18 protein-coding genes are annotated in these 14,233 nt (G+C 62.9%); 7 read left to right on the top strand and 11 right to left on the bottom strand.

The window, feature by feature from the left end; translation table 11 throughout:
• Window positions 1-20 precede the first annotated feature (20 nt).
• Window positions 21-995, bottom strand: coding sequence for a DUF3592 domain-containing protein (locus FJ967_RS01845; RefSeq protein ID WP_246675144.1), 975 nt, complete (start codon window positions 993-995; stop codon window positions 21-23).
• 193 nt (window positions 996-1,188) lie between these two features.
• Between FJ967_RS01845 and FJ967_RS01840 the strand changes: the two genes are divergently transcribed.
• Window positions 1,189-1,374: a hypothetical protein gene (locus FJ967_RS01840; protein WP_140730007.1), complete on the top strand. Its 186-nt coding sequence runs from the start codon at window positions 1,189-1,191 to the stop codon at window positions 1,372-1,374.
• Window positions 1,375-1,400: 26 nt separating this feature from the next.
• Here FJ967_RS01840 and FJ967_RS01835 read toward each other — a convergent pair whose 3' ends face one another.
• Window positions 1,401-2,474 (bottom strand): GH25 family lysozyme, encoded by a 1,074-nt coding sequence (locus FJ967_RS01835; RefSeq protein ID WP_140730006.1) that lies wholly within the window; start codon window positions 2,472-2,474, stop codon window positions 1,401-1,403.
• Between the two features lie 304 nt (window positions 2,475-2,778).
• Here FJ967_RS01835 and FJ967_RS01830 point away from each other — a divergent pair, with 304 nt between their 5' ends.
• From FJ967_RS01830 to FJ967_RS01820, 3 genes are all read left to right on the top strand, one after another.
• Complete coding sequence (locus tag FJ967_RS01830; RefSeq protein ID WP_246675156.1) at window positions 2,779-3,681, top strand: DUF1402 family protein; 903 nt, start codon at window positions 2,779-2,781, stop codon at window positions 3,679-3,681.
• A gap of 26 nt (window positions 3,682-3,707) precedes the next feature.
• Window positions 3,708-4,337 carry a DedA family protein gene (locus FJ967_RS01825; RefSeq protein ID WP_140730004.1) on the top strand — a complete coding sequence of 210 codons (630 nt, stop codon included), beginning with the start codon at window positions 3,708-3,710 and terminating at the stop codon, window positions 4,335-4,337.
• A 150-nt stretch (window positions 4,338-4,487) separates the two neighbouring features.
• Complete coding sequence (locus FJ967_RS01820) at window positions 4,488-5,132, top strand: glutathione S-transferase family protein (protein ID WP_140730003.1); 645 nt, start codon at window positions 4,488-4,490, stop codon at window positions 5,130-5,132.
• On the opposite strand, the gene FJ967_RS01815 is transcribed toward FJ967_RS01820, so the two are convergent.
• The 5 genes from FJ967_RS01815 to FJ967_RS01795 all read right to left on the bottom strand — a co-directional run bounded on the left by FJ967_RS01815 (window position 5,129) and on the right by FJ967_RS01795 (window position 8,657).
• On the bottom strand, window positions 5,129-5,920 hold the full coding sequence (locus FJ967_RS01815) for a phosphodiester glycosidase family protein (protein WP_140730002.1): 792 nt from the start codon (window positions 5,918-5,920) through the stop codon (window positions 5,129-5,131). The two genes, FJ967_RS01820 and FJ967_RS01815, sit on opposite strands and share 4 nt — an antisense overlap.
• Before the next feature lie 113 nt (window positions 5,921-6,033).
• Window positions 6,034-6,660 (bottom strand): transglutaminase-like cysteine peptidase, encoded by a 627-nt coding sequence (locus FJ967_RS01810; RefSeq protein ID WP_140730001.1) that lies wholly within the window; start codon window positions 6,658-6,660, stop codon window positions 6,034-6,036.
• A gap of 148 nt (window positions 6,661-6,808) precedes the next feature.
• Window positions 6,809-7,681, bottom strand: coding sequence for an undecaprenyl-diphosphate phosphatase (locus FJ967_RS01805; protein WP_140730000.1), 873 nt, complete (start codon window positions 7,679-7,681; stop codon window positions 6,809-6,811).
• A gap of 240 nt (window positions 7,682-7,921) precedes the next feature.
• Window positions 7,922-8,119: a hypothetical protein gene (locus tag FJ967_RS01800; RefSeq protein WP_140729999.1), complete on the bottom strand. Its 198-nt coding sequence runs from the start codon at window positions 8,117-8,119 to the stop codon at window positions 7,922-7,924.
• Window positions 8,120-8,261: 142 nt separating this feature from the next.
• Window positions 8,262-8,657, bottom strand: a complete 396-nt coding sequence (locus FJ967_RS01795; RefSeq protein WP_140729998.1) for a GFA family protein — start codon at window positions 8,655-8,657, stop codon at window positions 8,262-8,264.
• 116 nt (window positions 8,658-8,773) lie between these two features.
• On the opposite strand from FJ967_RS01795, the gene FJ967_RS01790 reads away from it, so the two are divergent.
• Window positions 8,774-9,790, top strand: a complete 1,017-nt coding sequence (locus tag FJ967_RS01790) for a 2OG-Fe(II) oxygenase family protein (protein ID WP_140729997.1) — start codon at window positions 8,774-8,776, stop codon at window positions 9,788-9,790.
• 55 nt (window positions 9,791-9,845) lie between these two features.
• On the opposite strand, the gene FJ967_RS01785 is transcribed toward FJ967_RS01790, so the two are convergent.
• The 3 genes from FJ967_RS01785 to FJ967_RS01775 all read right to left on the bottom strand — a co-directional run bounded on the left by FJ967_RS01785 (window position 9,846) and on the right by FJ967_RS01775 (window position 11,690).
• Window positions 9,846-10,802, bottom strand: a complete 957-nt coding sequence (locus tag FJ967_RS01785) for an alpha/beta hydrolase (RefSeq protein ID WP_140729996.1) — start codon at window positions 10,800-10,802, stop codon at window positions 9,846-9,848.
• Window positions 10,803-10,828: 26 nt separating this feature from the next.
• A complete protein-coding gene (locus tag FJ967_RS01780; RefSeq protein ID WP_140729995.1) occupies window positions 10,829-11,314 on the bottom strand; it encodes an SRPBCC family protein in 486 nt (161 codons plus the stop codon).
• Window positions 11,315-11,441: 127 nt separating this feature from the next.
• Window positions 11,442-11,690: a ParB N-terminal domain-containing protein gene (locus FJ967_RS01775; RefSeq protein WP_140729994.1), complete on the bottom strand. Its 249-nt coding sequence runs from the start codon at window positions 11,688-11,690 to the stop codon at window positions 11,442-11,444.
• A gap of 182 nt (window positions 11,691-11,872) precedes the next feature.
• On the opposite strand from FJ967_RS01775, the gene FJ967_RS01770 reads away from it, so the two are divergent.
• A complete protein-coding gene (locus FJ967_RS01770) occupies window positions 11,873-12,283 on the top strand; it encodes an acyl-CoA thioesterase (RefSeq protein WP_140729993.1) in 411 nt (136 codons plus the stop codon).
• Window positions 12,284-12,298: 15 nt separating this feature from the next.
• On the opposite strand, the gene FJ967_RS01765 is transcribed toward FJ967_RS01770, so the two are convergent.
• Window positions 12,299-13,258: a LysR family transcriptional regulator gene (locus tag FJ967_RS01765; RefSeq protein WP_140729992.1), complete on the bottom strand. Its 960-nt coding sequence runs from the start codon at window positions 13,256-13,258 to the stop codon at window positions 12,299-12,301.
• A gap of 136 nt (window positions 13,259-13,394) precedes the next feature.
• Between FJ967_RS01765 and FJ967_RS01760 the strand changes: the two genes are divergently transcribed.
• On the top strand, window positions 13,395-14,177 hold the full coding sequence (locus tag FJ967_RS01760) for an ABC transporter substrate-binding protein (protein ID WP_140729991.1): 783 nt from the start codon (window positions 13,395-13,397) through the stop codon (window positions 14,175-14,177).
• Window positions 14,178-14,233: the final 56 nt, after the last annotated feature.

Below are 14,233 nucleotides of genomic sequence, written 5' to 3'. Positions count from 1 at the left end.
GACAGTCGCCCGGCATCCGGTCAAGGCGAAGGCACCAACCCCACCAGCCACGCCGCGCCACAGAGAAAGGCCAGGGCACAAACCCACAGCAACCACAGCCCGCGCGCCCTGGGTTCGAGCACAGCGGAGGCCGGGTTGGCGGGATCGTAGTGCACGTCGACCTTGCTGCCTTCGGCATAACGCCCGATCTGGCCACTGACCAGGCCTGGCAGCGAAGCCATCACATTGGCCCCGAAAGTGACCCGGGCCGAGGTGTAGTGCCGACCGGCCACCTCATAGCTATAGACGATACGGGAGCGGAAGACGGAGCGCCTGCGCTGATAGGCGCTATCGATCCGGACGGTCTCAAGGCCCGACGCATCGATGCGGCCTGATGTGACCGGCCATTTCGCGGCCTGCCTGGCGAGCGCCTTCTGGGCGATGCCCATGAGCAAGGCGAACACGCCCATGATCGACAGGAACACCGCGACCCCAAGGTTTTCCGGGTTGGGCAGGAGCGGCCTGATGGTCTCCAGAATTCCACCCAAGGAAAACACCATGATCACGGTGGCAATCACCAATCCGGCTGACAGCTTGACCATGAATTTGAAAGCGCCGTCGGGCAAAGTGCGCTCGATCACCGCCTTGCCGGGATCGGCCGGATCGTAGAACACGGTGACTTCGGCGCCGGTTGGGAACTGCGCCAGGGTTTCGGCGACTTCGAAATTCCCCAAATTCTCCTTCACGCTGTAGCGCGAGCCGCGAAACCTCTTGCCGCCCACCTTGTACTCGAAGGTGATCGCCGGAAAATTCCGGACCTCGGTGGCGTCGCTCGTCTCCGGGCCAACGCCCGACATCTTCACCTTGCGGGCCTCGGCGCGCGACGAGATGATCTTTCCCGGCGCCGGCAACCAGTGGCGCATCGCCCTGACTTCGCGCCATTTCGCGAAGGTGATGAGCGACAGCACGCCGGCGACCACGCAGGCGAATCCGACCAGCAGCAGTTTGAGCTCCAACTCGCCCCCCGACGACCAAGAGTGCGGCAATCCGCACATAGGACATCAAGGCGGCGGCAAAGTCTTGTCTATTCGCAAAACCGCGAAGGCCGACCCCACTCGACGCACACGCCGGATTGCGCAATTTGACCGCCGAACCGATCGGCTTAAAAAAGGCAGGTGACATCCCAGAGGCAGCAATCGGGAGACCGATATGAGCGACGAAGCCAACGACGACACCGACATCGTGAACCAGCTCGCCTATGTCAGGGCGGATCCGAGCCAGCACGACACGCTGACGCTTCTGACCATGATCGACGCGGCGATCAGCGAGATCATGAGCCTGCGAACGCAGCTCCGGCTGAGCCAGGAACGCGGCGGCGGCAACCAGTTTCGATAACCGGCGGTGTGCGCCGTGCTTGCTGCCTAATCCGCGTCGGCCATCATCGCCCGACCACCGCCGCCGGCCCAGGCGCGCCATTGCCGCTCGTCGCCGTGGAAGACGTTGAGGTCGATACGGCCGGTCACGCCATGCGACAGGCCGGAGCCGGAATACTGCCAGAACAGCCACTTGCGGCCGGGATAGACCTTTGACGGATGCCTGGCGACCGCGCGCAGCCAGAACGGATAATCCTGGAATGCGCCCTGGAGGTTGTCGCGGTAGAAATCGGGCGCCGTGTAGATGATGGGCCGCTGGCCGTAATGGCGTTCCAGCTTGTCCATGAACACCTGCATCTTCTCCAGTACTTTCTCACGCGACGGCCGCCGCTTGCAGGAGGAATCGCCGTTCCACTCGACATCGATGACCGGCGGCAGCGCGCCCTCGACCTTCGGCACGTTGCGGATGAACCAGTCGGCTTGTTCGCTGGCGACGCGGCACCAATAGAAGAAATGGTAGGCGCCGCGCTTCATGCCGGCGGCGTCGGCGCCGCGCCAGTTTTTCATGAACATCGGATCGAGATGGTCACCGCCATCGGTTGCCTTGATGTACGCGAAGTTGGCGCCCTGAGCGCGCAGCTTCTCCCAATTGACGTTGCCTTGCCAGCGCGACACGTCGACACCATGCACGGCAAGGTGGCGGGGCGATGAACGGCCGAAATTGATCGGCTTGGCATCGCGGAAGCCGTAGCGCGTGACCGGTCCGGCCAGCATCGGCGGAGCCGCCCGTGACAACAGCTTCGGCGGCGACACAAGAGCAGCCTCCTGGACCGGCGGCTCGACGCTGTCGGGCAGTTCGGTCGCGGGAAACGCCACCGTCTCTTCCTCGGCCAGGCCAAAGGGCCGGACCGTGTCGTCCTCGGGCGCGATCTCGATGCGCTTGCGCGTATTGCTTGCCTTGGCCACGGGAGCGGAAGCGATCAGTGCGCTTGGCCGTACCACCGAACTGGTCGTTTCGTTGGAAGGCTTCTGCAGGTCGATCGCATCCATGCCAGATGTCGACGAACAGCCGGCGAGGCACAGCGATGCGATCACGAAACTGATGACGCCTGGTAACCGCATCTGGACCTGTACTCAAAACACAACAGACCGAAGGCGATGGCCGACGGACAACCAGACCAGTTATGAACGAGAAATTACCAATAAAGTTTGAATCAAGTTTTTTACCATAACTGTGACCCCGTTCAGACAGTCGCTCCCACCCGCCCCCGCCAAGCCTTGACAGTGCCATGATGTGGCTGTTGAGAACGGGTATGCGGCGGTTCCCGCCGTGTTCCCGAAATTCCCAGAAGGGCGCCCGATGACTGCCTTGCAGCGACTTCTCCTGGTCCTCCTGCTCGTCGCTCCCTGCGGCGGGGCTGTGTCGATGCAGACGGCGCAGGCGAGCGGCCTGATCGTCGTTCCCCCGGGCAACCGTTCGGCGACCCAGCCGGCCATTCCGGAGGCATCGGCCACGCGAACACGCGCCTTCAAGACCACCTATGACGAGAAGTACGAGAAGATCGTCGCGCTGCTGAAGCGCGAGAAGAAGCTCATGGCGCATATCAAGCAGGTGGCGGCGGCCTACGACATCGATCCCATCCACATCGTCGGCGCGCTGGTGGGCGAGCATACCTACAACGTCACCGCCGTCGGCTCGGTGCAGACCTATTATGTGAAGGCGCTGTCCTATTCCGGCCTCGACTTCGCCTTCCGCTACAAGGGCGTGCCGGTGCAGACCTTTGTCCAGCGACCGGAGTTCGCCGGCTGCGCGCAGGCCAGGGACAGCGCTTCCCTGTGGAGCTGCCGCGACAGGGTCTGGGTCGAGCATTTCCGCGGCAAGACGGTCGATGGCGTCACCTATGACGCGATGACCTTCCAGCAGGCATTCTTCCAGCCCTTCTTCGCCGGCCAGACATTCGGCCTCGGCCAGATCAGCCCGCTGACCGCGCTCGAGGTCACCGACCTCGTGAACAGGGTGAGCGGCTACGACAGGCTGACGCCCGACCATCCGCAGGCGATCTATCGCGATGTGATGGATCCGGACCGCAGCATCGTCTACATCGCCGCGATCGTGCGCGATGCCATCGACGCCTACAAGGAACAGGGCTTCGACATTTCGGGCAATCCCGGCATCACGGCCACGCTCTACAATGTCGGCCAGCCGCGCCAGCGGGCGGCGGCTCTTGCCAACACGAAGGGCCGCAAGCTGCCGGTCGAGAATTATTATGGCTGGCTCGTCAACGACAAGCTCGACGAACTCAAGAGCCTGCTCGGCAGCGGCAGCTGAGAAACACTTACTAGCAGGGAGCTTGCGTGCAGTCGTTCATCGACCAGAGCGTTTGTTTCATCGAGAACCACCAGGCCTGGGCGGGCCTCGTGGTCGGATTGCTGGCATTCGGCGAATCGCTGGTGCTGATCGGCATCTTGTTGCCCGGCACCACGGTGCTGATCATCGTCGGCGGCCTGGTGGGCGCCGGCATCGTCCAACCCCTGCCCGTGCTACTCGCCGCCATGGTCGGCGCGGCACTCGGCGACACCATCTCCTATTTTCTCGGCAGATGGCTCGGGCGCGGCGTCGTGCACAAATGGCCGCTCAACCGCTACCGGCGCGAGGTCGCGCGGGCGCGCCTGTTCTTCCACCGCTACGGTTTCGCCGCGGTCTTCATCGGCCGCTTCTTCGGTCCCGTGCGCGCCACCATCCCGCTGGTCGCCGGCATGATGGGCATGCACCGCCGGCGTTTCCAGGTCGCCAACATCCTGTCGGCGATCATCTGGGCGCCGGTCGTGCTGTCGCCTGGATGGCTGGTGGCCAAAGGCGCCGACAGTCTGCCCGAACTCGACGCGACCAGCCTGTGGGGACTGGCGGTGATCGTGGCGATGGTGGCGGCGATCATCATAGCCGTGATCGTCATCAGGCTGCGCGGCAACAGGCGGACGGCTTAGCTCAAGGTGTGAGCGCATACCTCTGCCCGGAAGGCATTCGAAGCCGCGCCAGGCGATGAAAATAATTCAAGGCCGCTGTCGATTTCCAGGACGCTCATTCGTCTTCGATAGGAAGCCAAGGAAATTCGCCCGGGCAAGGAAACGGATGCCATGACGATCACGATCACAGCGTTTGAACGGTCCCCCGATGGCGGCAAAGGGCTGGCGCGCGATACGCGCGTCCGCTGGGCGCTCGAAGAAATGGGACAGCCCTATGAGGTTCGTTTCCTTTCCTCCGCGGGGATGGCGGCGCCCGAGCATCTGGCCATCCATCCCTTCGGCCAGATTCCCACCTATGAGGACGGTTCCCTCTCGCTGTTCGAGACCGGCTCGATCGTCTTTCATCTTGCCGAGCGGCATGCGGGGCTGCTGCCGACGGAGCGCGATGCCCGTGCGCGTGCGATCACGTGGATGTTCGCCGCGCTGAACACCGTCGAACCGCCGGTCTTCGAATTGACCAACGCCAGAGTATTCGAGGCCGACAAGCCCTGGAGCGAGGCGCGCCTGCCGCTGGTGAAGGACCGTGTCCGGGCCCGGCTGGACAGACTCTCGGCTCACCTGGGCGTCGCCGACTGGCTCGATGGTGCGTTCAGCGCGGGCGATCTTCTGATGGTGTCGGTGCTGCTGCGGCTCAGAATGTCGGGCATTCTGGACGAATATCAAGACCTCGCCGCCTATGTCGCGCGCGGCGAAGCGCGGCCTGCCTATGCCAGGGCTTTCGCCGCCCAATTCGCAGTCAATGCCCCATCGCTCTAGCCGCGCTTCCTGAAGACGCCGATCATCGGCCCCAAATTCCAATAGTCGTCGTTGCGGCCGATGGCTGGGGCGAGCAGGCTCGATATAGTGCCGTCGAGAAAAAGCGCGTTGTCGCAGCCGAGTGCATCGCGAAACAGGCGGGCGAAGGCATGGAACGTCACCGTGCCGTTCGAAATGGCAAAGACGGCCACCCCGTCCTTTCGCACCCCGACACCGTCGCGGCTCTTGCGCGAGGTGCCGTCGGCCTGGAATTTCGGGTGAAGCTGGCCGTCGATGACCAGCATCGGCCCTGATTGCGTCGCATAGTCGGTGGCTGGCCGTTTCCTGACGAAGTCCCTTGTCGCCCGGACCACGGCCTTGCCGCCGCCTATGTAGAAGATGCCGTTTGGCTGCAGCGAGAAATTGCCGCTGCCCGATCCCGTCTTCACCCCAGCCATTTCCTGGCCGCGTTCGACATAAAGGCCGACCGGCCGGAGGTCGGGGTGATACATGCCGGCATTGATGGCAAACAGCATGGTGCGGCCGGCCGCGCGCTGGGCGCTGTCGAGATTGTGCAGCGATTGAAAAGGCTTGCCGGCCGGATCTTTCCAGAACAGTTCAATCGAATAGAGCTTCGGATCGACCTCGCAGACAAGAAAGCTGGCCGCCTCGAAGGTAGCGTCACGGCAGGGCGGCACCGACGCGAACCACTGGCCGAACGCCAACGTCGTGGCCACTGCGTGCGGCAGTGCTGCCTTGACCAAAGCCAAAAGAAGAGGCGCCGAATTCAGGAGTGTCAAAAAATCCATGCGCGTTCCGGATTGTCGGTTCCAACGAATTGTCGTGGATAGCACCGCTTGCCGGCACGATGAAGGATTTGCAGGGGATAAGCGTGGATGACGGCGTGACCGTCCGGCGACGGCTATTTGACGGCGCTGACCAACTTCTCTTCACCGCCAAGGATCGAGACCCAGTGCCCGGTGTTGTCGCTCGCCTGTCTTTTCAGGTAGCGATACGGCGTCTGGTTCCAGAGACGAACCTTGTCGACAAGATTGTCGAGGATCAAGTCGCCCTTGTCGGTGCGCACCGTCAGCACGGCATGGCCTTCGCCGTCCGGCTTGCGAACCACAGTCATCAGGAGATTGGCTATGGCGACGCCCAGGCCGTTGAGCTCACGCCGTTTTTCCAGCGCGTAATCCTCGCAATCGCCGAAGCCATTGTCGGGATAGGCCCACCATTCGTCCTTACCGTAATTGTCCAAGTCGCTCATCGGCTTGACGCGGGTGTTGACCGAGAGATTCACGGCGGAAATCTCGTGCAGCAGTTTGCTGGTCAGATGCTCAGGCACGCTGTTGGGCGAACGGATCGAACATTCGGCGACATGGATCTTGCAAAAATCATAGTGGCCGATCGGCTGGGACGTCGAGCCGCCGACAACCATGGAAGCCGGCGCCGCGTGGGCGGAATTGGCCGCCGAACAGACGCCTATCAGGGCAATCGCAAGCCCCAGCCCCTTCGCCTTCCGGCGCAAACCCAACGAGGATGCCATGCGGCTCCGCCATCTGCTTTTGTTAACAGAACGTTAAGGGCGGAGATTGCCGGAAGTCAATGAAGGCGCCCGATCACATCTTCGGGCATGGATTGATGCCCCAGGGCCGGTGGCAGCCGCGCAACACCTCACGCGATACCCAAGCGGCCTAGGCAAGCCATCCCATCGCGACGCCGAGCAGCAGGACGACCCCGAGCACGCCACGATAGATGACGAAAGGCCAGGCGGAGAAGCGTTCGAGCACGCGCATCAGGCCCCAGATGGCGAAGAAGGCCGATATTGAAGCAACAACCAATCCGGTGGCGAGAACCGACCATCCATGCGCATCGAGATGCACCTTGTGCAGTTCCCACAACTCCTTGAGGCCGGCAAGCGCGATGGCCGGCAGTCCCAGCAGGAACGAGAAACGCGCCGCCTCCGCCCGCTTGAAGCCAAGCCCGAGTGCCGCCGTCAGGGTCGAGCCGGAACGGGAAACTCCGGGTATCAAGGCGCCGACCTGCGCGACGCCGACCAGCAGCGCGTCGGTCAGTGAAGCTTCGGCCATGGTGCGCTTGTGTCGGGCGAGGATTTCCGCCAGCGCCAGCAGCACCGCCATGGCGATACAGGCCCAGCCGATCACGCTCAGGCTGCGCAATGGCGAATTGCAGGCGTTGAGGACGCCGGAGAGCGCCACGCCGGCGATGACGATGGGGATGGTCGCCAGAACGATCCACAAAGCCAGGCGAAAATGCCGATCGGCGAAATCACGTCGCGTCAGGGCGTCGAGCGACCCGAACAGGAGATCCCGAACATCGCCCCAGAAATAGCTGACCACGGCCGCAAGTGCCGCCAGTTGCATGGCGGCGGAGAAGGCGGAGCCGGGATCCTGCCAGCCGAGCACCGCCGGCACGATGCGCATGTGAGCGGTCGAGGAAATCGGCAGCAGCTCGGTGATGCCCTGCACGAGACCGAGGAAAGCGACCTTGGCAAATCCAAGGCCGACAAAGCCCGTGTCGATGCCTTGCGTGCAGATATCAGCCATGTCGGGTTCCATGCGTGAGGGATCGGACTTGCGAAGGCACGATCGCTAGCGATCGGCCCGGGCAAGCCATACCGTCACGTGGCGGAGAATCAATTTACGAATTTGTAAGCTGGTCGCCGGAGCAGGCATCATTGCGTCCCGAAGCGGCTGACGCATTGCAATACGTCCGCGCGCGGCGCGATCCGCATCCAAACCGGCCCATGGGCCGGCCAGTGGTTTTCATGAAGAAACGCAAGGACTTCAGGGGCACAGCCACAGTTTCTGGCAGGTCCGGGCGATCACATGCGCCGGCGGGACGATCGGTTCTTCCGGGGAAGGCCGGCGCGCCCGCTCGAGCAGCATGCGCATTTGTTCCGGGCGCACACGGTCACGCTCCATCACAAGCAGGACCATCGGATCGCTCAAGAGCTCGTCCAGGGTGCTGATGCTATCGTTCATCCGTCGTCTCCTCGAATGCCGGGCCCGCGACGCTTAGATAGGGAGAGAAAGATGGCCCGCCAATGACGCTTTGCCGGCTATCGCGTGTCTCTTTGGATTAATTTTTGGTCATCCCGAGGCACGCCCTCCTTGTTGGCGAAAGCTAGGCCGGTGGAGCGCCTTCATAGTGCGGGAGGCCGTCGTCGAGCATCACCCAGGGTTGCTTCGAGGCGGTCCAGATATGCATCTGGGGCCTGAAGAGCGACGGATCGTCCAGGGAACCGGTGGTCACACCGATGATACCGGCGGAATCGCGCCGCGAAAACATCGTCGTGCCGCAGCTTTGGCAAAACCCCCGTTTGAGATCCGGCGAGGTGTTGACCGTGGCCAGCGGGCCGTCGACCGTCACATCGTCGATCCGGAACAGAACGCGCGCATTGAACGCCGCGCCGATCGCCTTCTGGCAGAGCCGGCAATGACAGATGCGCTCGTTTAGGGGAGCGGCGTCGCTGCGATAACGCACCGCCTTGCACAGGCATCCGCCCTCGTATCTTGCCATGGCCTTGACCCCATTGGTGACGTGAACGGCGGCAAGGTATCGGCGAGGCCGATTGGGTCAATTGAAAAGCTTTGATACAAGGTCATCGATTATCGTGATGCGGGGGGATCGAGATCATGGCGGACATCGAAACGATCGGTATCGCGGACCTGTTCGGACCGCCCTCGCCCGACCGCGACCGCGTCGACGCCAGGATCATGGCCGCCGCGGCCGGCATTGGCTTCATGGCGGTCCGGGATTTTCCGGGTGACGACTGGCTGACGCCGGAGAAGCGTTCGCAACTGCTGCGTATTTTTGGACTTCCCGATGCAGGCAAGCAGGAATTGCTGCGCTGGAACTTCGATAACACGAAGAAGAATTTCTACCGTGGCTGGTTCCCGCTGCAGCCGCATGCCGTTTCCTACAAGGAAGGCATCGACATGGGGCCGGACCTCGCCGATGCGGCGCGAGTCTCGGCTTCCGACGATCCCCTGCGCGAGCCGACACCATTGCCGGCCGAGAATGCGCTGCCCGGCTGGCGCGCCGCCGCAGCCGATTATTATCGCGCGATGGAGACGGTCGGCAACATGCTGATGCGGTCGATCGCCCGCGGGCTTGCACTGCCCGAGACGATCTTCGATGCCTATTTCGATGGCGGCATCTCGACGCTACGTCTGATCCGCTATCCGCTGCGCGACGCCAGTGCCGGCATCGACATCAGCGGGCCGGAATTTTCGGTGATCCACAAGGGCGAGACACGCGGCATCATTGGCCGGGAGCATGCCGATTCGGGTTTCGTCACCTTGCTGGCGCAGGATGGCGTCGAGGGCTTGCAGGCAAAGACCCTTGCCGGAGAATGGATCGACGTGCCGCCAGCCAATGGCACGCTGGCGGTCAATTTCGGCCAGTTGCTGGAACGCTGGACCGGCGGCCGCGTGCGGGCGACACGGCACCGGGTCATCGCGCCGAAAACGGTGCGGTTCTCGATCCCGTTCTTCTACGAGCCGCGCGTCGACGCCGAGATCTCGCCGCTGCCATTGGACGGCGCCGAGCCTTTCGAGCCGTTCCTCTACGGCGACTATCTCTGGGAGTCGGCGACGAATTTCGTCGAGATGAGCGGCATCAAGCATCTGAGGCAACCGCGCCGCGCCTAGGCTTCCTAGACGGCACGCCGGCCGTCTCTCTGGAGACGACCGGCGGTTGGCAGGATCATTCGGCTTCGCCGACCACCTCATCCCAACTCTTCACCCTGGTCTGGCCGTCGAGGAACGGCAGTGCCGCGGCCGTCAGTTCGGGTGCGAAGAAGACGTCGTAGTGGGTGCGATTGGGCAGGATGGCCAGACGGTTCTGCGACAGGTTCTCACGCATCCAGCCGGCATCCTTCAGACCGCCACCGAGCATCTGGTAGAACTTGATCTCGTGCTCGGGCTTGTACATATCGCTGTCGCCATAGGCCAACATGACCGGCATCTTCAACTTGGCGACATCGGCCGAGAAGTCGTAGTCCTGGCGCATGAAATTGCCGAGCGCATCGAGCAGTTTTGGAAACTCCTCGGGATGCGGCGCGACCGCGACATAGGATTTGTACATCGGCGTGTCCTTCATGAAGGGTGCCGCGGCGGCACTCACCTGCGCCTGCTGCGGGCGCATCTCGTCGTAGAAGCCATCGGCCGCATAGCCGGTCGAGACAAGGACAAGCCGGCGCACGGTCTCGGGATGCTGGACCGCCATGCGGAAGGCAACGCCGCCGCCCAGCGAATAGCCCATGACGTCGACTTTGTCGTAACCGAGCGTCTTGACGATACCAGCCATGTCGTCGCCGATCGCCTCCAGGCTGAAAGGCCGGTCGCCAAGCGCGGTGCGGCCGTGCCCCTGCAGGTCGACCCCGATGACGGTGCGGTTCTCGGCAAGCTTGGGCAGGATCGGCGCGAACATGTCGATGGAGCCAAGGCCACCATGCAGCAGCAGCAGCGGCTCACCCTTGCCATAGACGGCGTAATAGTAATTCACGCCGTTGATCGGCAGCAGCCCGGATTTTTCCGGCTTCGGCAGCGTTTTCGTTTCGGTGGTCATGGCGGGCTTCGTCTCCTCTGCATTGATGGTGCCCGGGCAAGCGAAAAACGCCGCGACCGAGGCAAGAATGGCGAAAAACAGGGTTCTGGACATATCCGTCTCCTCCGGGTCCGGCGATGTCAGAGCGTCTTGGCGAGGTCTTCGAGCTGGTCGGTGCATTGCCCCCAACCCGTATGAAAACCCATCGCCTCGTGCTGTTCCCGGTCAGCGACGCTCCAGTGCCGGACGCGCGCGATGTAGCGGGTCTTGCCCTCGCCTTCGTCCTCGAAGGTCAGCACGCCGGTCATGAACGGTTTTTCCGACGGCTCCCACGCCTTTGTATAGGCATCGGTGAAAACGATCTTCCTGCCCGGAACGACTTCCAGGAAAACCCCAGGGTTGGGAAATTCATTGCCGTCAGGGCCGGCCATGACGACAAGGCTGTTGCCGCCGGTGCGCACATCCATCTCGGCACGCGGCGTCGTCCACGGCTTTGGCGCGAACCATTGCGTGATCAGCGTCGGGTCGGTCCAGCAGCGATAGACGTTCTCGCGCGGTGCATCGATGATGCGGGCGAGAACCAGTTCGCGGTCGTTGGCGGGGGCGATGTCTAGCTTGATGGCCACTGTGGTCTCCTCAGAAATTCGGTTTGATCTGGCTTCCGTCCCAAGGACGAGCCAATGCAACGCGACCCGACACGCCAGGTGAAAAATTCTGGAGATCGTGCGTGCCTCGAGCGAAGGAGACCCCGCCTCAGTGGCGCTTGGCTTGCACCAGATAGGCGTCGATCTCGGTCTCGCCGAGCCATTTTGCGGCTTCGAGCCGATGCAGGCCTTCAACGAGAATGTGGCGTTTGCCGTCGTGGCGGACCTGGATCGGCGTCTTCAAACCGTTTTCCAATATGTCCTCGGCCAGATGCCGGACGGTTTCGGGATGCAGTGTCTTCCTGCGCGCGGTCGGCACGTAGATGTCGTCGAGCTTGACCTTTTGCACCCTCAGCATATCGATCCCCATGGCGGAACCGCCGCCTCCCCTGAGATAGTGGGTTTGTTGAGGAGGGCCAAGAGCCCGGCTAACGAATGCCGGCTGCATCGAAGCACCTCGCCATTTCATCCACCGGTTTGCCTGTCGCGACGCGTTTCGATATGGCGTTTGCGATCTCAGATGACCGCGGAGCATATCCCATGAGCAAATCCCTCGACACCTTCGTGGGCGTCGCGCATCCCTGGATGTGCGATGTGATGGGGCACATGAACGTGCGCCACTACGCCGCGATGTTCGACGACGCCAGTTTCCAGTTGCTTGGCCATATCGCCGGACAGGACCATGCCTCGGCGACCGGATGGGCCGACGTGCGCACCGAAATCGACTATCGCCATGAGACCAAGGCCGGTTCGCTCCTTACCATCCGCTCGCATGTGGTGAAGATCGGCCGCACCTCCATCACTTTCGAACAGGTGATGTCGGGATCGATCGATGGCATCGTCCATGCATCGAGCCGGACGACCAGCGTGCGCTTCGACCTCGCGGCCAGAGCCTCCGTGGCGTTGGATGAGCCGATGCGCGACCGCGCCAGCGCCTTTCTTGTCGAATAGACCCGTGTCGGTCCGTCAATCGTCGTAGATGCGCTCCTGCAGGGGTGTTTCGGCGATCAGGGCCTGGATGCCTGACAAGAGGGCCTTCTCGGCCCGGTTCATCGCCTTGTCGGGATTGGTGAGCAGGAAGATATCGATGGCGGGCGGCGCATCGTAAGGCGGCAGCCGCCACAACGTGCCGTCCGCCACGTCGCGCCGCGCCACATGCAGCGGCAGCGGGCCGATGCCAAGCCCGGCGACGATCATGCGGCGCACCTCCTCCAGGCTCGACGACACACCGACGACGTCGGCGTTCAGCCTGGCCTCGCTGCGCAGCAGCGCCACCGGCCGCAAGGCGTCCGAAATGTGATCGGTCTGGAAGGATACGGACGGCTCGCCCCGCAGATCGGCAAGCGTCAGTCCTGGTTTCCCGTAGAGCCTGTGCCGGGGGCCGCAGAAAAAGCCGAAGAACTCGCGGTAGACCATCGCGTAATCCAGCGCAGGATCGCGCTGGCTCACCAGGCAGATACCGAAGGACGCCCGGCGCTCGCGCACCTGCTTGGCCACTTCAGTGCTTGCCGCGACCGAGATGGTGATCGAGGCGCGCGGGTAGTCGCGGTGGAATTGCGCCAGCGCCCGGTCGAAGAGCGGCGAGACCACATGGCTGGCCGTCGCAATCATGACGTGGCCGGTGACGTCGTCGCTGATGCCGCGCATCAGCAGCGGCAGTTGCGATATGGTGCCGAAAACCTCTACGCTCTGCTCGTAGATCAGGCGCCCGACCTCGGTGAGCTCGAAGCGTGTCGCATCGCGTTCGACCAGCCGCCGCCCAACCCGGTCCTCCAGGCGCCGCAGCGCGTTGCTGACGCTGGGCTGCTTGAGATTGAGGCGCTCGGCGGCGCGCGTGATGCTCTTCACCTCGGCGATGACGACGAATGTGCGCAGCAGGTTCCAGTCGAGGTCCCAGACCAGCCGTTCGGGACGTGGTAACGCCATTCTTGATATCTATGCTCCCTATTTCCATTATCTATTTGCGCAATGCTGGAGCAAAGGCAATCATTGCCGTCAGGAGAGCGCCCCAACGCCTCCCAAGAACAAGCCTTCGCGCTCCATCCAGAGGACAGAAATTCAGATGAACAAGGTATTTTCCGGCATCACGGTTGCCGCACTGCTGCTTGCGTCGGCCTTCACCGCCGTTTCGGCCAGGGCCGACGACCTCGAGAAGATCAAGGCGGCGGGCGAATTGAAGATCTCCATGAGCGGGCAGTATCCGCCCTTCAACTTCGTCAACGACCAGAACGAGGTTGTCGGTTTCGACGCCGACATCGGCAAGGCCATCGCCGAGCGCATCGGCGTCAAGGGCACTATCATCACCACCGCCTGGGACGGCATCATCGCCGGCCTGCTCGCCAACAAATACGACACCGTCGTCGGCTCGATGACGATCACGCCCGAGCGCGAGAAAGTGGTCGATTTCGTCGGCCCCTACTACCATGCCGGCCGCGCGGTTTTCGTCAGCCAGGATTCCAAGGTGCAGAGCCTCGACGACCTCAAGGGCAAGACCCTGGGCGTGACGCTGGGCGAGACGCATGAGAAATGGGCGCGCGCGCAAGGCGGCTGGGATGTCCGCACCTACAAGGGTCTGCCGGAACTGCTGCTGGAGCTCAAGGCCGGCCGCGTCGATGCCATTGTCGTGGACAACATTCCGGTCATGGTCGCCATCAAGGAAACCGGCGAGAAGGTGCGCAGGCTCGACACGCCGGACATCGAAGGCGGCGCCGTCGCCATCGGCATCGCCATCCGCAAGGACAATCCCGAGCTCAAGGCCGCGATGCAGAAGGCACTCGACGCCATGATGGCGGACGGCACCTACGAGAAGATATCCAAGCAGTGGATCGGCAGCGACATACGCTGATTTCCCCAGGCCTCGGGCGATGCGAATTCGCCTGAGGCCAAGCGCCACTCCCGCCG

Source organism: Mesorhizobium sp. B2-3-4 (genome assembly GCF_006442315.1).
Taxonomy (GTDB): Bacteria; Pseudomonadota; Alphaproteobacteria; order Rhizobiales; family Rhizobiaceae; genus Mesorhizobium.
Note: the sequence above shows the minus strand (reverse complement) of the source record. Positions and strands in the feature narration are given on the sequence as shown.